Consider the following 18,802-nt stretch of genomic DNA (forward strand, 5'->3'; position numbering starts at 1 on the left):
GATGGAGGTGGGAGACCTGCATTGGTTGGCCGTCGTAGCGGCCAAGTGAAGCTGACGGCAGCCTGTCCTGGGGGAACGCCTGGGGTCTCCCGATCGTCGACATCAGCTATCCGGTCTTGAGCCAGTTCTTGCCGTTGAGGAGGATGTCGGTGGCTCTGGGTGTGAGGTCGAGGTCGGCGTCGTCGCCGAGGGCGTCAGCGACGATCTGGCGGGCGGAGGTGGTGTGACCGTCGTGGATCATGATCCCGGCCAGGTCGAGGCGTGCGGTTTCGGAGTCGGGGTCGGCTGTGAGGGCGATGGTGGCGGCGTGTTTCGCGGCGTCGAGGTCACCAGCCTGGAGGTGACCGGTGACGAGGATGTGGGCGACGTCGGTGACTGCGCAGATCATGTGGTGGTCGACGCGGTCTCCGTCGATGAGCCAGGTCCAGCCGGCGGGGCGGAGCTGGTCGAACGGTCGGCCGGTTACGAGCTGGAGCGCGGTTTCGAGGTCTGCGATGCCGTCTCGGCCGCGGGCGAGGCCGCTGGCTCGGAGGCGGCGGAACAGGTCGGCGTCGACGAGGAGGTCGTCGACGAGGTAGAGGCCCACTCCCCTGGCTCTGGCTTGGGGGGAGCTTTTCGCGTCGGGGAGGTGGGGGGTTCCGGTGGCGGGGTTGGTGCCGAGCCATAGGCGCAGGGTGGAGATGACGGTGCGGGCTCGTTCGATGGTGATGCCGAGGGCTGCGGCGACCTGGTCGCCGGTCACGCCGTGCGGGTGGAGGGCGAGGTAGGCCAGGGCTTCGGTGAAGTAGGCCTTCTGCTTGGTCAGCGGCTTGCCGTGGCAGCGGGCTGTGACGGGGCCGAGGAGGGACAGGCGGGGGTAGGGGCAGCGCGGGGAGAACCAGGCCCGCACCTGCGCGTCGAGGTCCGGATCCCGGTCCTGCAGCGTCTCGGCGACCGGTTCCGGCACCCGGGGGGTGAGGGTGATGAGGTCGTCGGCGGTGACAGCGGCGGTCTCGATGTAGGCGTGGTCGGGTTCGGGGAGCAGCGACTCGACCGTGTCGATGTCGTCGTTGTTGCGGTCGGCGCGGTGTTCGGGCAGTAGGTTGCCGGTGACGTCGGTCAGCTCGTCGGCTGGAGCTGGTGGGGTGTCGCCGTGGGTGGCGGCGGCGAGGAGGTCGGCGCAGCCGGCTGCTTCGTCTTCGGTGAGCCCGACGGCGGTGAGCTCGAACCCGTAGCCGCGGATGCGTCCGGCTGGTGTTAGCGCCAGGTCTCCTCCACTCGGGGTGAGGGTGAGGAGGGCGACCCCGGTCTGGTGGGGGTGGTTCGCGATGAGCGCGGCGAGCTGCTCGAGATCCTCCGACGGCTGGCCGGCGATGACGGCGGCCGCGGCCCAGGTTTCGTCGCCGACCTGGCCGGCCCGCCCAGCAGAGGCCAGCACCGAGTTGTCTGCGGCGCGTGTGGCGTTGGTGGTGGTGATGGTGAGGATTTCGTTGAGGGTGGCGTCGAGGCGTTCGGGGGACATGCCGATGACTTGGGTGGCGGGGCCAGCGCAGGCGATCCGGACGCCGTCGGACCAGGGGTTGATGGCGAGTTCGGCGGCGAGGTAGCGGGTGAAGTCGGCGCTCATCACCGGATCCCCGGATACCGTGACCAAGGCGGCGTGTTCGAGGTTGAGGAGCACGACCCGGTCGGCGGTGTCGGCGCCGATGGTGACCAGCAGCGGCCAGGGGCATGGACGATCCGGCACCAGGTCGCCGACCGTCTCGACCGACAGGGTGTTGGGCAGCCGCCACCCGTCACGGTCGTGGATCCATGGTGTGGGGAGCTGGTCGGGGGTATGCAAAACGATGGTGGCGTCGCGGGCGACGACGGCTGCGGTGAGGGTGGTGTGGGGGTCGAGGCGGCGCAGCACCTGGTCGAGGCGGGCCACCAGGCGGCCGGAGAGGCTGGTGGCGAGCTGTGCGGTCTGTTCGATGGGGGCCACCACCGGGTCGGGGGTGGCGATCATCCGGCCGGGGCGGCGGGTGCGGAACTGCTCCTTGCGTCGCGCGCCGAGCAGGGTGGAGATGCCGACGCCGAGGAACGTGCCGGCGCCGAGGAGCCCGGCGACCTCCCACGCATACATCGGCGCATCAACCCTGTCGGAGTCCTCGGCGATGTCCACGGCGGTGGCTTCCGCGCGGAGCGGGGTCAGCGTCGCCGGAGCCGCGGAGGAGATCGCCGTGGGCGCGGCAGCGGACGGCGCGGCGGCGGACGGCGTGGCGGAGGGCGTGACTGAAGGTGCTGTCGACGGGGTGGCGGCGGCCGGCGTCTCGACGGGGGCGGTGTCTTCGGCGGGGAGCAGTGCGGTGACGGCTTCGCGGCGAGGAGTCTCCGGCTGCGTCTGGGTCTGGGGTGCCGGTTCGACTTCCGAGGCTCGGGCTTGGCCGGGGAGGGTGAGGGTCCAGCCGACATCGATCTGGTCGGGGTCCTGCAGGACGTGCCCGGTGGGCTGTGGGGTGCCTTTGTTGGCGTCGTAGAGCTCGGGCCAGCGACCAGGGTCGCCGAGGTGCTCCTCGGCGAGATCCCACAGGGTGTCGCCCTCGTCGACGACCACCGACTCCACTACTGGAGCTGGTGCGGTGGGTGGTTCGGGGCGGGGGTCCTGGCTGGGCAGCGCCACCGCCCCCGGCATTGCAGCGGCCGCCGGGACGGCGGCTGGGGGGATCTCTGGTTGGGTTGCGCCGGCGTTGAGGGGTGTGGCGATGAAGGCGGCGGCGGCCGCGACGACCAGTGCCCGGGCCAGGCCTTGCGGCATCGACGCGGCCGGCAGCCGCGGCGCTTTCACCCCGCGCAGCAACGCCACCGTCTCAATGAGGATGAGGATGGTGAGCCAGGCCCACAGCACCCACGCGGCGGCCCAGACCAGGACCAACAGGAAGCGGCCGGAGTCGGGGGCCAGCAGCATCCCCGCGAGGCGGTCGAGGGAGGGAAGGAAGCCGGGGAGTTGTCCGAGTTGGATCAGCAGCCAGGGGGCGCCGGCGACGATCCCGGCGATGGCGAGGATGGCGGCGATGCTGCGGAGGGTGCGGGTCATTGTTCGGTTCCTCCGAGGACGGATTTCACGGTCGCCGTTCCGGTCTCCGTGACGCGCAGGGTGGTGATGCCGATGATGGAGAGGAACTGGCAGTCGTAGGTCCCGGTGACGGTGACGGTGATGGTGTCGCCGCCGCTGATCGTGGTGGTGCCGGTGTAGGGGGAGGCGGCGACGTAGGTGTTGGCGGCCGCGATGGCGGTGTGCACATCGGGGCGGGCCCGGCCGGAGTCGAGGGTCAGGTGTTGTCCGCCGGCACGTGCTGCTTCGTCGGCGACGGCGCGCGCGTGCTGGGCGGCGCCGGCGTGGCCGGCGAAATCGATCCCGATGCCGATGGTCACGATGAACGCCACCATCGCGACCGACACCCACACCGACACCATTCCCCGCTCCCCACGCTTCTTCCCATGCCCGGAAGAACCCCGACCGGGGCGGGTCAGCGCGTGACGGGGGTTCATCGTCGGCTCCGGTAGGTGTCGACCGGCGAGGATCTCGTGGCGGTGAGGGTGCGGGTGGAGGGGAAGCCGGGGAGGCCGACCTGGAGGTCGACGGTGCAGGTCACGGTCACCGACACCGTGGCCGGCGTCCCGAGGGGGGCGCGGAGGCCTGCGGCGTTCACGGCGACGTTGGAGGTGCGGCAGGTGGTGCCGGACTCGGTCAAGGTGGAGGCGGCCACCTGGCGTGCGGTGGCGGTGGCGGTTGCGGTGTCGCGTTCGAGGGAGGCGGCGCGGGCGGCCTGGGAGGCGGCGGAGTTCACCGTCATCTGCGCCAATGCTCCGGTGGCCAGCACGACCAGCAGGCCGACCATGCCGAGCAGGACGGGCAGGATGATGGCGGTTTCGACGGCCACCATCATCCCCCGCTGCCCATCACGCCTCATCGTCGTCAGCTTTCGGGGGTGACGACGTTGACGACCTGGACTTCGGCGATCCGCAGGGTGGCGGTGTCGGACAGCTGCGTGGTGATGGTGCCGCTCTGTCCGATGCCGGACCAGTTGACCACCCAGTGGGAGGTGGCGGTGATCGTGTACTCGCCATCCCTCTCGTACATGTGGCCACAATCTGGCGATGGTTCGTTGTGGACCCAGATGGAGCGCCAGGGCTTGCCTTGGCCGCAGGTGATGGTGGTGCCGTCGCCCATGTCCCACACGACCTTGTCGACCTGGCCGGTGGCGGTGACGGTGTAGCCGGCCTCCGACACGGACTTGGTGATGGGCCCCCACGTCGACGGGGTCGGGTTGGCGACCCACATCCACGCATTCCAGCCGACGTAGCCGAGGTCGCGGGGTGCGCGTTCGGCTTGTTCGGGGAAGGTGCCCATCCGGATCGCTTCGAGCTGCATCCGCTCCACCGCCCGCCTGGCGAGCTCCGCGGGATCCGGCGGAGCAGCCAACTGCGCCGCAGCCGCCCACAAGTCCCACGTGTTGCTCCACCCACCCTCAGTGCCGGTCCGGCACTCGATGATCGTCCCGGTCGTGTTGCCCTCCCAGACTGGGTCGGTCAGTGGCGGCTGGTAGGGCTTGACGCGGGCGTAGCACTGCAGGTCGGGCCGCCAGGCCAGGCCCCACTGGATGCAGGGCAACTCCGACCCGCTACCGGTGAAGCAGCCCGACGGAGCCGAACCGCCACCGCCAGCACTCCCCTGCCCGCGGCCACCACCCCCCGACGAGCCGGGCACATTCACCGACACCACGATCGTGTCTTCGTTCAAGAAGGCGCCGCCGGAGCCTTCTGCAGAGGCTGGCCGAACTGATGCCCCGACGAGGAGGGTTCCGAGGACGACCAATACCGGTAGGACTCGTCTCAGCACGATTCGACCGCCTCACTCTGTCCTCCGTTGATCCGCCAGCTGTTGCCGACCTGGACTACGTCGAGCCTGAAGTCGACGAAGCGCAGGCGGGCAGGGTCGAGGACCGAGTTGCCCTCAGCGTCGACCATGTCGCTGCTGGTGCTGTCGCTACACACGCGGACTTCCACGGACTTGACGCCTCCGGCCTCCACCACCGGACCCACCCCCTTGTAGGTGTACGTGCGCTCGCCGACTTGGACGATCCCCTTACTGCGGTACTCACCGATGACCTGCGACTCTGCCGAAGTGTGCGTCCCTGTTGTGATGTCGGCCACCTGCTGAAAGTCAGCCTCCAGGTCGCTCCGGACCGCGTTGAGGGCGCGGAAGTACTCCACCGCTGCCGCTTGGGCGGCTTCTTGTTCGGGGGACAGGGTGCTGGTGGGCGACGGTGAGGCGCTGGGGGACGGGCTCGGTGACGGCGTGATCGAGGGTGTCGCGGCCGGTGTGCTGGCCGTCGGTGACGGCGTCTCCGTCGGCTCGGGGGTGCAGGCTCCGAGCAGGAGTAGTGCGGCCAGTGCTGCGGGTGCGAGTCGTTTGATCGTCATCTCTTCGTCTCCGTCAGGATGGGGTGAGTCGTTGGGTGGGTGAGGTGGCCGTGACCTGGATGGTGACGGGGAAGCCGGGGATGACTTGTAGGGCTGTGCCGGTGATGGTGACTGTGGTGAGTCGGGCGGCGCGTTGGGCGGTGACGTGGAGGTTGTCGATGGATCCGTTGTCGGCGGCTCGGGTGGCTGTGGCCTGACCGTGTGTTCCGGTGGCGTTGAGGGCTGCGGCTGCTCTGGCTCCGTCTTGTGCTGCTGCCTGGGCTGTGGCGTGTGCCCAGGTGAGCATGGCCCACTGCATGGTCAGCCACAGGGCGCTGAGGACGAGCGGGAAGAGGATGGTGGCCAGGACGGAGGAGCTGAGGCCCCGTTGGTCCTGGTCAGGAGGGGAGGTTGGCCTGCACATATGCGGTGATCGCGGAGATGATCAGGACGGCGATCCCGACCGCCCCGGCGAGGAGGATCGCGTTCTCGGTGGACTGGGACAGACCCCGCTCATCCCGCACTCGGACACGCGTGTGGAGGGTGGCGGTGAGGTAGCTGTAGAGAGCAAGCATCGAAGTGGGTTCCTTTCGGTTGTTAGATCATGCGGAGGACGGCGGGGACGACCAGGGTGATCGCCAGGACGAGGACGAGCAGGGTGACGGGGATGGCGATGCGTTCCCCGTCGGCGTTGGCACGGCTGATCTGCTGGTTGAGGGTGGCGTTGCGCATGGCGGCGCCGCGGGCCCGCAGTGAGGAGTAGATGCGGGTGCCGTCTGCGCCGGCCAGGCGCATGATGTCGGCCAGGTCGACCAGATCGGGCAGGTCGTAGTGGTGGCCCATGTCCGCCAGCGCGTCCCACGGGTTCTGGCCGGTGTATTGGGTGCGGCGCAGCACGGTGGCCAGGCGTTGGAACACCCACGAGTCGCCGGTGTCGGCGGCGCGGAGCAGGGCTTCGGGGACGGTGGCGCCGGAGAGCCGCTCGAGGGCCACCATTTCCACGAACGCGACCAGGGCGTAGGAGAATTCTTCGCGGGCTTTGGCGGCTTGGTCGCGGAGTTCGTTGTTGGGCAGGAACCACATGATGGCCGCGAACCCGATCGAGCCGAGGACGGGCACCGCGATCGGGATCGGGAGGCCGAGCAACATCGTTGCCACACTGATCACGGGCACGACCAGGAGGCCGAGGATGCCGGAGATCAGTTTGGAGCCGTAGAACGCGGCCTTCGTGCGGCCCAGGAGGGCGAGATCCTTCTCCGGTGCTGCGCCCCAGATGACCGCGGGGAGGTGTCGTTCAGCCCAGCGGCCCAGGCGAACCTCCGAATCGGCCTTCTCCCCCGTGCTCAGGGTGTCGAGGGTGATGCGGGGTTGGAGGCGGCCGATGGCGTCCTTCAGATGGGTCGGGGCCGGCACCAGGCCGGCGACCAGCATGACCAGGCCGGCGGTGATCGTGGCGCCCGAGAGCATGGCCAGCTGCAGCGCGGTCATCGCACACCCCCCTGCTTCCCGGCGACAGCGGTATCGGCTGTGGCGGGCTGTCCGGTGACGCCGGCGCCGATGAACCGGGGCAGCGGCTTGGCGGCGGAGATGCGCCCCATCCACACCAAGGCGAGCAGGTACAGGGACATGAACACGGTCAACAGGACCTGCCCCAGCGGGGTGCGGTAGGGCTCGACGTAGCTGCCGGCCAGGAACAGCCCTCCAAGGAGCAGCGCGGAGATGATGGTGATCATGCGGGCGGCGGTGCGGGCCTTCTGCTGCTCGGTTTCGACCTGGCGGCGTGCCTTCACGTCCTCGTCGATCGATTCCGCGAGCCCCTGCATCGCGGAGGCCACGCCGGGGCCGCGGCGTTCCGCGGCGAGGATCAGGGTGGCGGCGAACAGGTCCCCGGTCGCATCATCCAACTCATCGGCAAACAGGCGGAGCGCGGTGGCGGTGGCGACGTTCGCGCGGACCCGTGCCGCCAATCTGCCGATTTCGGGGGCCAGTGCGGCCGGGGCGGAGCGGGCGGCGTGCAGGATCGCCTGCTCCAGGCCGCGGCCGACGGTCAGGACGCCGCCGAGGGCGCGGGCGAAGTCCGCCAGCGCGTTGAGCCGCTCGATGCGGTTCGTCGCCCTCCCGGTGACCATCTTGTAGATCATCACCGAGGCGGCTGGTGCGATGACCAGGGCGACGAGCCACCCGGTGACGACCGCGGTCAGGGCGCCGGCGGCCAGCCCGGCGAGGGCGACGACCCGGACCTTCGACAGCCGGCGGCGCCGGCGGATGCGGGGTGTCTTCGCGGGGGTGACGGGGTGGGGGGTGAGTGCGTAGATGAGGCCGAGGATGCCGGCGACGATCAGCGCACCCGACAGGGCAGCCAGGACGGTCATGGGCGGGTCCCCCGTTCGGCGTTGAAGCCGGCCAGGTCGAACCCGAACCGCTCGAGCATCCGGAACCGTGGTGGCAGGATCTGGGCGGTGGCGCGGTGGGTGCCCGGTTCGGCGGCGAAGATGGTGGTGGTGGCGTAGCCCTTGGCGTCCTCGCCGGGTTCGACGGCGATGATCTCGGACACCCAGCGGCGTTTCCGCCAGGTGCCGTCGGGGTGCTGGACGGATTCGACCTGGAGTTGGACGATCACGTCGATGTCCTCGGCGATCACGTTGAGCGCGTACTCGCGGGTGATGTTGGCACCTTCCTGCGTCGCGCAGGTCACGAGCTTGCGGATCGCGCCCTCGGCGGTGCGGGCGTGGGTGGTGGACATGGAGCCGGACCCGGACTGCATGCACTTGAACATGGTCACGATCTCCGAGCCGCGGACCTCCCCCACGATCGTGTACGACAAGTTCGCCCGCAGTGAGTCCTCGAGGGCCTCGCGGACGGTGTACTCGCCGGCGCGGCGACCGTTGAGGCCGATCTCCCCGGAGCCGGGGTTGGCCTGCCACTCGTGGACCACCTGATGATCCCCGGTGTCCTTCAAGTACAGCTCGTACTCGGTCTCGATCGTGCCGATCTGCACATGCGCCGGCAGCTCGTGCGCCAACGCGCGCAGCATCGTGGTCTTCCCGGTTCCCTGGTCGCCGGAGACCACCAGCGACATGCGGGCCTGCACCACCGCAGACAAGAACGACGCGGCAACGGATGAGAGGGATCCGAGGGCGACGAGTTCGTGGAGGCCTGCGTCGATGAGGCGGTTGCGGCGGATGATCACCGTCGGCCGAGACGTCACCCACGCCGACGCAAACAAGCGGGCCCGGCCCGGCAACGCCAAGTGCAACTTCGTCGCCGCCTCGGAGAACTCCCGCGGCTTCGGCTGATGGGCGGCCATGAACGTCAGGTACTCGATCAGCTGCTCATCGCTCGACGCCACCGGCGGCGCGGGGACCAGCTCGCCGTCGCTGTTCTCCACCAGCACGTTGTCGAAGCCGGAGATGATCACATTCTCCACCGCCTCGTCGTCGAGGTACGGCTGGAGCCGGCCGAGCCGGAACACCGCGTCGAACAAAGCCTGCGCGAGCTGGTCCTGGTGGTCGAGGGTCCAGGTCAGCTGTCCGCGGACGGTGGAGGCGCGGGACTCCTCCTCCAACACCGCCGCGATGATCTCCCGCCCCACGTCCTCGCGCGTCGAGGGGTCAGGGTCGCGCTCCGACAGTTCCGCCGATACCCGTTCGCGTAGCGTGTCGACCAGATCCCAGTCGATCTCCCCCGCCAGGCGACGCTGGACCCGTGGGGCGAGCACCGGCCGCACCAGCTCCGGCTGCGCGTCGGGCGGCTGGGCTTGGCGGCGTGGCTCGTCGGTGGTGAGCATGCGGAAGCTGCCGCGGGTCCGGCCCGCCGGCGGGGCAGGTTGGGTGAACAGTGCCAGGGTGCCGGGGTCGATCTCGGCGGCCTGCAGTGCGTCGCTCATGCGGAAACCCCCAGGGCGGTGATGGATGTGGTGTGGAGCTCCTCGGCGGCCTGCCGCAGCGCCTTGCGGAGCTTGAGGCCACGCTTCGGCTCCGGCTGGCCGTGGCTGAGGACGGCGGCCTCCTCCGGCGCCCACGGCAACGACACGCTGACCTCGCGTTTGATCACCGACGCGACGGCGTGGGCGGTGTAGGGCCGGTTCGGGCCGATCAGCAGCCCGCGGACCGGGGCATCCGAGGGAACCTCTGCGGCTGAGACGGCCGCGACCGACGGCAGATCGCTACGCATGACCAGCAGGAGCTCGTCGGCGGCCCGGGCCAGGGGGGTGGCGAAGTGCGTGTGGCCGAGGCGGCCCAGATCGATCAGGACGTCGACGCCAAGCTGAGACAGCACCCGCAGCTGCGCGGCCAGCGCCGGCCACAGATCCGCCAGGCCGCCGGCCTGCGCCGCGCCCGCGGGGCCGGGGATCAGGGAGGCCGTCTCCGACAGCCGCAACGCCAACTCCCGCACCGCGGCCTCGAGCGCGCCCTGGCGGTGAGCCGACCAGAGCTCGACCAGGGTGCCGGGATGAGCCACGGTGCCGCGATAGAAGCCAGCCAGGATCGCCGACCCGCCGACCGGGTCGGCGTCGACCAGCAGCACCTGGTTCGGCCACTCAAGAGCCAAACCCAACGCGGTCGTGGTCACCCCCGGCGAACCCGAGGCAGAAGTCAGCGCGTAGACAGCCATCAGGTGTCCCGGCTGTCGAGGACCAGCGCCGCACGACCCAACGCCGCCGCCGCCGCAGTCCGCGGCGCATCAGCTTCCGCGACGTCCACCGACACCGAGACCTGGCCAGAAGCCTCGTCGCGGGCGGTAGCCACCACTGCGGCGGGAATCACCACGTTGACGGTGCACTGCGCCGTCGAGGCGCCGTCAGGGGTGTCGATGGCGCCGGACTCCCCCGCCGCGCAGGCGTAGGCCGGCTCGGTCAGGATCACCCGCACCCGGTCCCCGACCTGCAACGGAACCGCCGGCTCCGCACCAGGCGGCAACGACAACCCCACCACCGTGCGGCCCGTCGCCGGCACCATGACCTCGACCCCGGCGGTCGGGCCGACGAGGGAGCCGGCCGCGACATCGTGGGCGGCACGTTTCCCCAACAGGGCAGGCAACTCGTCGGCCTGGAGGTAGGCGAGTTGCTGGTTGGGGGCGATCGCGACGGTGGTGAACATCTCGGCCGTCATCACCTCACCGCGAGCCACGGGGACACGGGCGGCGACCGCCTCGACGGTGGAGCCGGTCGACCAGAACACCAACGCTCCCCCGGCCGCACCGAGCAGGATCAGCAACCCCGCTAACACCGCGAACAGCGGCCGACGCTGCGTCCGAGCCGCGGGCGCCGCCACAATCGGCGGCCTCGCGGCGGTTGGTTCGTCTCCTGTTGGAGCCATAGTCATGGTCACACTCTCTATCAACCCGGGCACACTGGTCCCATAGCGTGAACCTACCCGCAACGTATCTGTATAACTAGTGACTTTTGGTCACTTCAGGGGAGGGTGTGGACTCCGTAGAGCTCGGCCAGCCGCTGCGCGTGCTTGGCCCGCGGCTGGTGAGCCCCCGACTCCCACCGTCGCACCGTGCCAGCAGCCACCCCCAGCTCCGCAGCCACGTCGTCAGGAGTCAAGCCCCGGCGCAGTCTAAGAGACCGCAGGGTCACCACCCCCGCCTCCTCCAGCTCGATCCCAAGCAGTGAACAGATCGTGGCCCAGGTCGCCGGATGCGGCGTCGAGCGGCCGTGCTCCCACGCCGCGACCCGGGTGCCGTCCGCGACACCAACCCGCTGGGCCAGCTGCGCCTGCGTGAGACCCGCGGCCAGCCTCGCCTCACGGAGCCGCTCTGCCACTGACATGCCCACAGGATAGGGGCCTGCCTCACCGCGACACCCCCCGCACACCAGGGGCGGGCCGACCACCCCGATGCTCCGGCCTCACCGCCACCGACCCCGCGCTCTGCCCCGACTGCAGCACCTGCGCCAGGAGCCGCAACGTCACCGGACCCCGCGCCACCGACGTCGATGTCGATGTCGACGAGGGCTGATCCTCCTGCCCGTCGAGGTAGCGGGCGGCAAGAAGCCGGGTCCCCTCGCGTTCATCCCGGTGGGTAGTCGACACCGACGATCCCGTCTCCTCCCCCACCGCAGCCAACGTCTTAGGCTGACCAGCCAGCCCCAGACGACCCGCCATCACTTCACTCAGCCGACCGGGCAGCCCCTCAACCAACTGCGCCACCAGCTCGCGCCCCTCCCCGAGCAGCACCCTCTCCTCGGGCGAGACAGGGACCGGACCCACGATGCGATCCTGCTCGTCGGCGAAGTCCCCGATCCGGTCACTGACCACCTCACGTGCCCGTGCCCGACGGCGGTTGTGGTCCCAGAACTCGTAGCCGGCCTCCTGATACGCGAACCACCCCCACGACGCCCGATGCTGGTCCCACCGGTCCACGATCTCCGCCATCCGCAGCGACGCCTCCGCGACGAACTCCTGGCGCGCGTGGCTCAGTTCTGGAGGAATCCTGCGGCTCCAATGCTTCGCGGCCGCCACACCTGAGGCTGCGATCGCTGCCCGCGCCAGCCGGCCCCGGTCCACCAGCGCATCCAGCTCGCTCGGCGACGCGTCCGCTGTCAGGACCTGGGCCTCGGGGTCACCTGACCTGGCCGCCGCGGCGATCACCCCAGCGTCCCGCTGTCCCGCGAGCTCGACCAGAGCTGCGTGATCCTCGATCCTCGGCCTCTCCGGGTCCAGCAGCGCACTCCTCGGCTCTGCCACCCGCTGCGTCGGACTCGTGTCCGCGGTGAACTGCACCGCCGGGCCCACGCTCGGCCCCATCGGCGGCCTCACAGGCGGTTGTGGGTCACTGACCCGACGAGGCTGGACTACGGCGGCCAGATCACTGCGCTGCTCCAACGTCACCGCAGCAGCCACCAGATCAGACTCAGCCCGCATATCAGCAGGCGTCACCGCCAACGCGGCCGCCAGATTCCCACCAAACCCAGTAGCCAGAAGGCCGCGAAGCTTGTCGGCCTCGCTGGACTGAGTGGCTGTCAGCTGGAGCGCCAGCATGGCCTTACCGAGGTCGTCCGTCGGGGCTGTCTGACGCGGCAGCATCTCTTTCCACACCTCGTACGCCCGGAGCCACTGCATGCGACTTGCTTCCAGCGCCACCAGGAGGCGTTCGTGGCCAACACCGTCGGCGACCTCCAAGCCCTTCATCGCAGTCGCCCCGGCGCTGAGCAGCGAGTACTGGGTACGACTCACGACCAAAGCCGCACTCGGGTCAATCGTGTCGATTGTCGACGCGAGAGTCAGTCGCCATTCATTCAGCCCGGCCTCGAAGGTCCTGATCGGAGGAGTCGCCTCAAGCAGACTGCGCTCCACCCCTGCCAGCACGAGCTTGGACGCACCCTCCGCCTGGCGGGAGGCAGCACGAGTGACATACAGCGCAACCGCGCGCAACTCCTGGCGTTCACGCTGATTAGGCGGCGTGCCCGGTAGTACATCTAGACCCACCTCCCGCAAAGCGGTGCGTCGAAGCTGCAAGGGTTCTACAACCACCAGCGAGCGGACCCCAGCGGCGCGTCGGATCGCCGGATCAGCCCCACCGAGGAGCTCATCGCACTGGCTGACGGTGTGCGCCCAAGTGTTCAGCGACACACTGCCCCCATTCAGGACCGCAGCGGCGGCCCGAACTGCTCGCTCAAACCTGGCCACTTCAGCCCTTGACCAGGGTGTGACGAACATCGGAAAGGAGCAGCACTAGCCGAAGCGCCTCGGTGGTCAGCTGGGCCGGATCCCAGTCCGCAGCCCTACGAGCTGCCTGGTCAATGCACTCTCCCACCGATGCCGGCAGCTCGAGCGTCACCTCCTCAGCACCATGCGCCAGATCAGACGCCATCACCTGGCAGGCAACGATGTCCAAGGCTGTGAAACCAGGAACCGTGTCGTCGTACATCATCAGGTGACTGGCCTCATCAACCAGCGCAAACACCTCATACGAACCTTCGATCACTACGTCCTCCTTCAGTGTGTTTGCCTTCTTGTTCGTCAAGGTCGCGCCTCACTTCCCACTATCCACAGCACGAGGCCCGATCCCATTGCCCCGCCTGTCCTCGATTCGTAGAACCCCGACGAAGTCCCTCTTCAGCGGAACCAACCCTGGGAAGGCAAAACTGCCGCTATCACCGTCATTAGCGGTGATAGCGGCAGTCTGCTTCGGTGAACGGTCAGTCTCGGATGAGGGGCATCCGACCCTGGACCTGGGGGAACGGCACCCCATCGTTGAACTGCTTCTCCAGCTGCTCGACGTAAGCCATCACGGCACGGCCCATGAAGCTCGAGAAACTCTGCGTGCCGAGGTGCGACATGGTGTGCATGTAGGCCGCACGAACTCGATCCGCCCGCTCGGGGTCCATGTAAATCGACACTTTCGGGTAACGCGGCTCCCCTGGCTTCGCTGGCGCCGCCGGCAGAGGTTGAACGACGACCGCGGGGACCAACTCGGGCGGCTGGGCCACACTTCTCTCCGGCGCAGCCTCGGCGGTGACCTTCTCAAGGACCGGCTCCTCCACAGGGATGGGCGATCGACCCGCGATTGTCGACTTCTTGGGTTGTGGTCTGTCTCTCATGCCAATGCCCTCTCCAGGTTGTCCAGGTATCCGTCGTAGATCGCAGCCAAATCGTCCACACCACCCCACTCGTCGAGGCCGATTCCAGCCTCAACGCTGTCCGCGATAGCCACACGCTTCGGCACCTTGGGGCTGTACACCTCAACGCCGAGCTCAGCGGCAAGCGCGTCGATCTCCTTGAGCCAATGCGCGCTGCTGACAGTCTGCTGCTCTAAACGGTTGACCACGATTCCTGCGATCCGCAGACCGGCGTGGTAGTTCGTCCTCACCCCATGGATCGTGTTGAGCAACGAGCCCAATCCGTTCGCCGAGAACAGCTTCGCCTCAGTCACGATCAGCGCCAGCTGGGCCGCGACCAACGCGTTGATGGTCAATTGGTCGACAGCCGGCGCACAGTCGATAAGGACTAGGTCGTACTCCGAAAGAGACGCCAGGGCAGTCGCTAGTCGCCGTTCCCGCCCGATCGTCTCCCCCACAAGCTGATCACGGACCCACGCCAGCGGCTCACCCGATGATGGCGCAACGTCGATCCCCCACGGCCCCTCGACAAGAACATCCGCCAGGACCTCCGGCGGCCGCTTCAGAACATCTGCGATGCCTACTTGGTCCGGCTCTACCTCCGCCAACGCAGCCGTCGAGTTCGCCTGCGGGTCCAGATCGATCACCAAGATCCGGCGGCCCCGGCGAGCCGCCGCACGCGCAAGGTGGAACACGGTCGTCGTCTTGCCGACCCCACCCTTCTGATTCACGACCGCCACGACTCGAGCATGTGACATGCAAGCCACCTTTCCATCGCCGTTACTACCGCCCATAGGGTTACTGCCAGTATTGCTGGCAATCCCCAGCTAGAGACCCGCGACACGCCGGGGAATCCCCACCGCATCAGTACTAGTACCAATGCGGGTAGTGCCGCTCCCACTAGAGCCTCACCACCCGTCGCTGGGTCAAGCACACATTACCGCTACCACTACTAGTACTCATGACAGCAATAGTGCTATCGCCGTTGTGAGTACTAGTGGCGGTGACGGTAAGCGCCTGTTAGGTACGCCGCTACCACCGGCAGTAACTCTGATAGCGGTATTCAGCCGCGACTGGGGCTCGCGCGACCACGACAGTCCCACTGCCACTTTGTGCTGCCGCGCGGTGCTTCGCACCGCTTGCCTTCGAGGGCTGTGGCCGAGTCCGGCTCGTCGGCGGAGGGGTGGGTGGGAGAGTGGGGGGTGCATGGGTGTGGTTGGTGGTCAGGCTGCGAGGAGCAGCTGGAGGCGTGCTTGCCTGAAGGTGGCTCGACCGTCGGGTCGTCTCGGGTATTTGCCCCATTGGCTCCAGGGACCCTTGTCGCCGAGCGCGGGTTGATGGCGGTGTCGTTCTCTGGTGCGTTGGAGTTCCACGATCCACCAGCGCCACATCGCTTGTTCGACGCTGTAGGTGATTTCGCGTCTGGCGAGGGTTCCGTGGACGCCTCGGGCTTGGGCAAGGGCGTCGAGGTCGGCGTGGGGATTCAGGAGGCCGGCGTCGGCGAGGTCCTGGAGCGCCTCGGCTTGGGGTGGGGGAGTGTCGTCCCGGCGGGCGTAGGTGTTTCCTACTTCGACGCCGAGCCCCCGTCGCGTGAACAGGTCGTGTCGGACCGCCTCCTGGCGGGCGGTGAGGGTGGTGCGGAGGCGGTCGCGGGTGGTGCCTGTGGCCGGGGGCGGGGTGCGCGGTGGGACCGCTTGTGACCGAAGAGACTCCAGGGTGCTGTGGATATCTCGTTTGGGGTCGATGGTCCAGGTGGCGGCTTGGGTGCCGGCGGCGGGGATGACGAGTTGGATCCAGCCGTCTCCTCGGAGCCGGTGGAGCGCCAGGCGGGTGTTCTCACGGGAGATCCCGGTGCGGAGTGCGAGGTGGCGGATGGAGGCGTCGACGTCGGGGGTGACGGCGTCGAGGGCGATCAGGTGGAGGGCGTCGAGGACGCGGCGGTCTGTGGCGCCGTGGGTGCCGCTCCAGCGAGTGGGGGAGGCGTCGGCGCGCTGCTGCCTGCCCTCCACGTCGAGGGCGAGTGCCTCGGCGCGGGCCAGGAACGTGTGGTCGGAGCCGTGGCGGTCGCCGGTGGTGGCCACGACGGCGACCGCGCGGCGCCATTGCCGGATCAGGGTGGCGATCGGGGAGTGGGGGCCGGCGGTGGGGCGGGGGGTGCGATGGCCGGTGTGTGGATCGCGCAGGGTGCGGACGTGTTCCAGGCCGGGGGAGTGCACCAGGGCGATCACGTCGTCGAAGCGGCGGCGGGCACGTGCCATGGACAGCAGGATCGTGAACAGATGGGAGGAGGCGTCGACGGGGTACTGCCCGACCGCGGCCGACACCGCGGCCGGCAGGGGACGGAGGGCCCCGGCCAAGTAGGGGTGGCCATGGGAGTCGCGGGGGAGCCCTGCCACGACGTCGTCGTCGAGGCGAGTCAGTGCCGGGAGTGCGGCGACGTCTTCGGCGACCAGGTCCGCCAGCCGGTGGAGATCGTCAGCGGTGGTCGAGGCACGGGTCAGGACCTGCGCGTCACCGGCCACGATCCGGGAGGTACCGCCGGAGGCGTGGGGGGCGCCTGGGGGGCGGACGCAGCCGGTGACCAGGTTCCCCAGCGGGGCCCGGTCCAGGGTCGGGCAGGCCACCTTCACCCGATCCGTGACCGCCCACACCACCTCGGCGAGCACCCCGTCATACAGGGCCACCCAGATGTGCCACCCATGGCCGATGCCGCCAGAGGCGCACACTAGGTACTCGATGCCCACCTGATCCAGCCAGCCGGTGATCCTGTCCCGGTCCGCGGCCGCCTGCCGCGCGGCGGCCTCGGTCTTGCCGTCCAGGTCGAACGCGACCAGATGGAACAAGCCGTCGGTGTCGGTCAGGTGCACAGCCCACGGGGCCTCCGGCGCCGACCCATCAATCGACGCCCGGCCGATGTACTGCGAGGAGAACCCGCCCGTAGCGTCAGGCAGCTGGACCCGAAGCGAGTCACGCGGCGAGATCGCCACCGCGAGGTCCCACGCCGCGACACGCGACACGCCGACCCCACGGGGGTAGGCAGAAACGACTTCACTGTCTATACTCAACGACAAGACCTCCTCTCGGGTCCGGCCTAACGATTTGGTTTCGAGGGAAAGTCCTCCGGCAAGAGTTGGTAGCTCGAGCCTCACAACTTGATGACTTGTACGAGCCCCGCGCCAACGGGGCTCGTTGTCATTTCAGGGGGTTTACCCGGTCATGGGCAGGGTCTCCTCCATGCGGTGGGGGTACTCCTCGGCCGGCCACCACACGGGCACGCCGTTGGCGTCGAGGGGCACGTTCTCAATGAGTCGCTGCACGAACAGCGACCTGGATGCGCCTGAAGCCGCCGCCAGCGCCGACAGGCGCTCATTCGCGACGGTCTCGATGGTCACACCAAACTGGATCGGGTTCACCATGGACTTCCGGGGGCGACGAGGAGCACTCATGCGAATCACACTAGTGTGATTCGCTTAAGATTAACGGCGGCTTCGCGCGTGTCGCGGCACGAACTTTCGTCTACCACAGCGGGAGTTGGACGCCGTGGCGGTGGGGGAGTGAGGCCAGATGCCGCGCAGCGGCTCCTGTATCGAGCTGTAGCAGGTTGCGCATCACCAGGCTCCGGTCGAACGAGGACGACGGGCCGATGTAGTTGCCGGCCGACACCGCACCCCGCGCGATCCAGTCCGTCTGGTTCCGCGACCTGGTCGACGCCACCACATGACCTGGCCCGACCCGCTGACACAAAGGGTTGTCGCACTCATGCGCCAGCACCTCCACACCCACCAACGCCTCGAACCCTTCCGCCAGCGCGAACGCGAATCTGTGTGCGACCACAGCGCGGCGAGGACCCAGCCAGAACCGGCCGTGGCCAGCGTTGCGGCTGATCGCCCCCGCCCACCACACACAGTCACTGCCCTGCAGCACCCGCAGCTTCGCCCGGAACCGGCCAACCAGCACCTCCGAAGCCAGATCCTCCGCCGTCACCGACACAACCCCACCCTCCGCTAGATGCCCGGCGCCAAGGACGCTGGCTCGGGGGCGGCCGCCGCATCGTGATGGTGGTGTTGCTGCAGGCGTCGGAGCCGGTTGGCCTCCCGGAGCTCCAGCCCACACAACGCCGCGGCCTCCGGAACCGACAAATCCTGGGTCAGGGCGTGCAGGGCCTGGCCGATCCGGCGCTCCGTGTCCTCCAACACCTGCTGCCGCTCCACCGCGGCCGCGGTCGCCACCAGCGCATGCTCCCGGATCCTGGACTCACGCGCTGCAGCCTCCTCACGGCGCCTCAGCAACTGCTCCTGCACCAGGCGGCGCGCTTCCAGACGTGGATTCTGTGCCATCACTCGATACCTCCTCGTCGTGGGGCTCTGATTCCTGGCCCCATCGAATACAGAGGAACCCGAGCCCCACACCATCACAGCGTCACGACACTTTCGGTCGAGTTCATGGAGGCCAACTGGCGTTGGCATCACCGCCTTGCGCGTCACGAGACGAATCGCGGGTCTGGCAGGAGCTCGAGATGGCCCGTCGAGTTCGAGTGGCCATCACCCACCGACCGCGGGTGGCGCTCTCTGATGCCATCATGGGCACCTGAGTCACATGAGCAACGTTTCGATTGGTGGACTAGATGCTTGACCCGGGTGGGGGCGGGGACCATCCCTTCGCAACGGGCGGCGGAGGGAACGATTTTGAGGCCAGGGTAGCGACCTTGCGTGCCGTCGACCTGTTGGCCGGAGATCGCACCAGCTACGGAGGGAAGATCTCGAGGATAGCTCTGCAATCAGGTCCAGCGGGGTTCGATGACCAGTGCCTCAC

Annotated in this window: 21 protein-coding genes; all 21 read right to left on the reverse strand. The window is 68.7% G+C overall.

All coding sequences use genetic code 11. The features are described from left to right. Positions 1 to 106: 106 nt before the first annotated feature. Positions 107 to 3,055, reverse strand: coding sequence for a tetratricopeptide repeat protein (locus H5398_RS15985; protein ID WP_182800758.1), 2,949 nt, complete (start codon positions 3,053 to 3,055; stop codon positions 107 to 109). Beyond that, positions 3,052 to 3,510: a hypothetical protein gene (locus H5398_RS15990; RefSeq protein ID WP_182800759.1), complete on the reverse strand. Its 459-nt coding sequence runs from the start codon at positions 3,508 to 3,510 to the stop codon at positions 3,052 to 3,054. Before H5398_RS15990 ends, H5398_RS15985 begins: the two co-directional genes overlap by 4 nt. Beyond that, a complete protein-coding gene (locus tag H5398_RS15995; RefSeq protein ID WP_182800760.1) occupies positions 3,507 to 3,932 on the reverse strand; it encodes a TadE/TadG family type IV pilus assembly protein in 426 nt (141 codons plus the stop codon). The genes H5398_RS15990 and H5398_RS15995 overlap by 4 nt, the downstream gene beginning before the upstream one ends. A 5-nt stretch (positions 3,933 to 3,937) precedes the next feature. Beyond that, on the reverse strand, positions 3,938 to 4,762 hold the full coding sequence (locus tag H5398_RS16000; RefSeq protein WP_182800761.1) for a hypothetical protein: 825 nt from the start codon (positions 4,760 to 4,762) through the stop codon (positions 3,938 to 3,940). A gap of 92 nt (positions 4,763 to 4,854) precedes the next feature. Continuing rightward, the gene (locus H5398_RS16005; protein ID WP_182800762.1) at positions 4,855 to 5,445 is read right to left on the reverse strand and encodes a hypothetical protein; all 591 of its coding nucleotides are present in this window, start codon (positions 5,443 to 5,445) and stop codon (positions 4,855 to 4,857) included. A 13-nt stretch (positions 5,446 to 5,458) separates the two neighbouring features. Continuing rightward, positions 5,459 to 5,848 carry a TadE/TadG family type IV pilus assembly protein gene (locus H5398_RS16010; protein ID WP_182800763.1) on the reverse strand — a complete coding sequence of 130 codons (390 nt, stop codon included), beginning with the start codon at positions 5,846 to 5,848 and terminating at the stop codon, positions 5,459 to 5,461. Beyond that, positions 5,823 to 5,999: a hypothetical protein gene (locus H5398_RS16015; protein ID WP_182800764.1), complete on the reverse strand. Its 177-nt coding sequence runs from the start codon at positions 5,997 to 5,999 to the stop codon at positions 5,823 to 5,825. The genes H5398_RS16010 and H5398_RS16015 overlap by 26 nt, the downstream gene beginning before the upstream one ends. Before the next feature lie 22 nt (positions 6,000 to 6,021). Further along, positions 6,022 to 6,912, reverse strand: coding sequence for a type II secretion system F family protein (locus H5398_RS16020; RefSeq protein WP_182800765.1), 891 nt, complete (start codon positions 6,910 to 6,912; stop codon positions 6,022 to 6,024). Next, complete coding sequence (locus H5398_RS16025) at positions 6,909 to 7,796, reverse strand: type II secretion system F family protein (RefSeq protein WP_182800766.1); 888 nt, start codon at positions 7,794 to 7,796, stop codon at positions 6,909 to 6,911. The genes H5398_RS16020 and H5398_RS16025 overlap by 4 nt, the downstream gene beginning before the upstream one ends. After that, entirely contained in the window at positions 7,793 to 9,310 is a 1,518-nt protein-coding gene (locus tag H5398_RS16030) for a CpaF family protein (RefSeq protein ID WP_220489597.1), read from the reverse strand. The genes H5398_RS16025 and H5398_RS16030 overlap by 4 nt, the downstream gene beginning before the upstream one ends. After that, complete coding sequence (locus H5398_RS16035; RefSeq protein ID WP_182800767.1) at positions 9,307 to 10,038, reverse strand: hypothetical protein; 732 nt, start codon at positions 10,036 to 10,038, stop codon at positions 9,307 to 9,309. Before H5398_RS16035 ends, H5398_RS16030 begins: the two co-directional genes overlap by 4 nt. Continuing rightward, positions 10,038 to 10,748, reverse strand: coding sequence for an SAF domain-containing protein (locus H5398_RS16040; protein ID WP_182800768.1), 711 nt, complete (start codon positions 10,746 to 10,748; stop codon positions 10,038 to 10,040). Before H5398_RS16040 ends, H5398_RS16035 begins: the two co-directional genes overlap by 1 nt. 89 nt (positions 10,749 to 10,837) lie before the next feature. Further along, positions 10,838 to 11,200 (reverse strand): helix-turn-helix transcriptional regulator, encoded by a 363-nt coding sequence (locus H5398_RS16045; protein WP_182800769.1) that lies wholly within the window; start codon positions 11,198 to 11,200, stop codon positions 10,838 to 10,840. A gap of 22 nt (positions 11,201 to 11,222) precedes the next feature. Then, complete coding sequence (locus H5398_RS16050) at positions 11,223 to 12,605, reverse strand: hypothetical protein (RefSeq protein ID WP_182800770.1); 1,383 nt, start codon at positions 12,603 to 12,605, stop codon at positions 11,223 to 11,225. 454 nt (positions 12,606 to 13,059) lie between these two features. Beyond that, the gene (locus tag H5398_RS16055; RefSeq protein ID WP_182800771.1) at positions 13,060 to 13,395 is read right to left on the reverse strand and encodes a hypothetical protein; all 336 of its coding nucleotides are present in this window, start codon (positions 13,393 to 13,395) and stop codon (positions 13,060 to 13,062) included. Positions 13,396 to 13,570: 175 nt separating this feature from the next. Next, a complete protein-coding gene (locus tag H5398_RS17575) occupies positions 13,571 to 13,759 on the reverse strand; it encodes a hypothetical protein (RefSeq protein ID WP_255443813.1) in 189 nt (62 codons plus the stop codon). Between the two features lie 209 nt (positions 13,760 to 13,968). Beyond that, on the reverse strand, positions 13,969 to 14,730 hold the full coding sequence (locus H5398_RS16065) for a ParA family protein (protein ID WP_370586156.1): 762 nt from the start codon (positions 14,728 to 14,730) through the stop codon (positions 13,969 to 13,971). Positions 14,731 to 15,213: 483 nt separating this feature from the next. Beyond that, positions 15,214 to 17,007: a hypothetical protein gene (locus H5398_RS16070; RefSeq protein ID WP_182800773.1), complete on the reverse strand. Its 1,794-nt coding sequence runs from the start codon at positions 17,005 to 17,007 to the stop codon at positions 15,214 to 15,216. A 189-nt stretch (positions 17,008 to 17,196) separates the two neighbouring features. Beyond that, on the reverse strand, positions 17,197 to 17,436 hold the full coding sequence (locus H5398_RS16075) for a hypothetical protein (RefSeq protein WP_182800774.1): 240 nt from the start codon (positions 17,434 to 17,436) through the stop codon (positions 17,197 to 17,199). A gap of 70 nt (positions 17,437 to 17,506) precedes the next feature. Continuing rightward, positions 17,507 to 17,980 carry a hypothetical protein gene (locus H5398_RS16080; protein ID WP_182800775.1) on the reverse strand — a complete coding sequence of 158 codons (474 nt, stop codon included), beginning with the start codon at positions 17,978 to 17,980 and terminating at the stop codon, positions 17,507 to 17,509. Positions 17,981 to 17,994: 14 nt separating this feature from the next. Then, the gene (locus H5398_RS16085; RefSeq protein ID WP_182800776.1) at positions 17,995 to 18,327 is read right to left on the reverse strand and encodes a hypothetical protein; all 333 of its coding nucleotides are present in this window, start codon (positions 18,325 to 18,327) and stop codon (positions 17,995 to 17,997) included. Positions 18,328 to 18,802 lie beyond the last annotated feature (475 nt).

The sequence above is a fragment of the Tessaracoccus sp. MC1679 genome, from assembly GCF_014164775.1.
GTDB lineage: Bacteria > Actinomycetota > Actinomycetes > Propionibacteriales > Propionibacteriaceae > Arachnia.

Bases quoted from the DNA above. Each gene is read 5' to 3' on its own strand.
- H5398_RS16075 (WP_182800774.1), bottom strand. From the start codon at position 17,436: ATGAGTGCTCCTCGTCGCCCCCGGAAGTCCATGGTGAACCCGATCCAG.
- H5398_RS16025 (WP_182800766.1), bottom strand. From the start codon at position 7,796: ATGACCGTCCTGGCTGCCCTGTCGGGTGCGCTGATCGTCGCCGGCATC.
- H5398_RS15995 (WP_182800760.1), bottom strand. From the start codon at position 3,932: ATGAGGCGTGATGGGCAGCGGGGGATGATGGTGGCCGTCGAAACCGCC.
- H5398_RS16030 (WP_220489597.1), bottom strand. From the start codon at position 9,310: ATGAGCGACGCACTGCAGGCCGCCGAGATCGACCCCGGCACCCTGGCA.
- H5398_RS15985 (WP_182800758.1), bottom strand. From the start codon at position 3,055: ATGACCCGCACCCTCCGCAGCATCGCCGCCATCCTCGCCATCGCCGGG.
- H5398_RS16010 (WP_182800763.1), bottom strand. From the start codon at position 5,848: ATGTGCAGGCCAACCTCCCCTCCTGACCAGGACCAACGGGGCCTCAGC.
- H5398_RS16040 (WP_182800768.1), bottom strand. From the start codon at position 10,748: ATGACTATGGCTCCAACAGGAGACGAACCAACCGCCGCGAGGCCGCCG.
- H5398_RS15990 (WP_182800759.1), bottom strand. From the start codon at position 3,510: ATGAACCCCCGTCACGCGCTGACCCGCCCCGGTCGGGGTTCTTCCGGG.
- H5398_RS17575 (WP_255443813.1), bottom strand. From the start codon at position 13,759: ATGGACCCCGAGCGGGCGGATCGAGTTCGTGCGGCCTACATGCACACC.
- H5398_RS16035 (WP_182800767.1), bottom strand. From the start codon at position 10,038: ATGGCTGTCTACGCGCTGACTTCTGCCTCGGGTTCGCCGGGGGTGACC.
- H5398_RS16015 (WP_182800764.1), bottom strand. From the start codon at position 5,999: ATGCTTGCTCTCTACAGCTACCTCACCGCCACCCTCCACACGCGTGTC.
- H5398_RS16005 (WP_182800762.1), bottom strand. From the start codon at position 5,445: ATGACGATCAAACGACTCGCACCCGCAGCACTGGCCGCACTACTCCTG.
- H5398_RS16020 (WP_182800765.1), bottom strand. From the start codon at position 6,912: ATGACCGCGCTGCAGCTGGCCATGCTCTCGGGCGCCACGATCACCGCC.
- H5398_RS16045 (WP_182800769.1), bottom strand. From the start codon at position 11,200: ATGTCAGTGGCAGAGCGGCTCCGTGAGGCGAGGCTGGCCGCGGGTCTC.
- H5398_RS16085 (WP_182800776.1), bottom strand. From the start codon at position 18,327: ATGGCACAGAATCCACGTCTGGAAGCGCGCCGCCTGGTGCAGGAGCAG.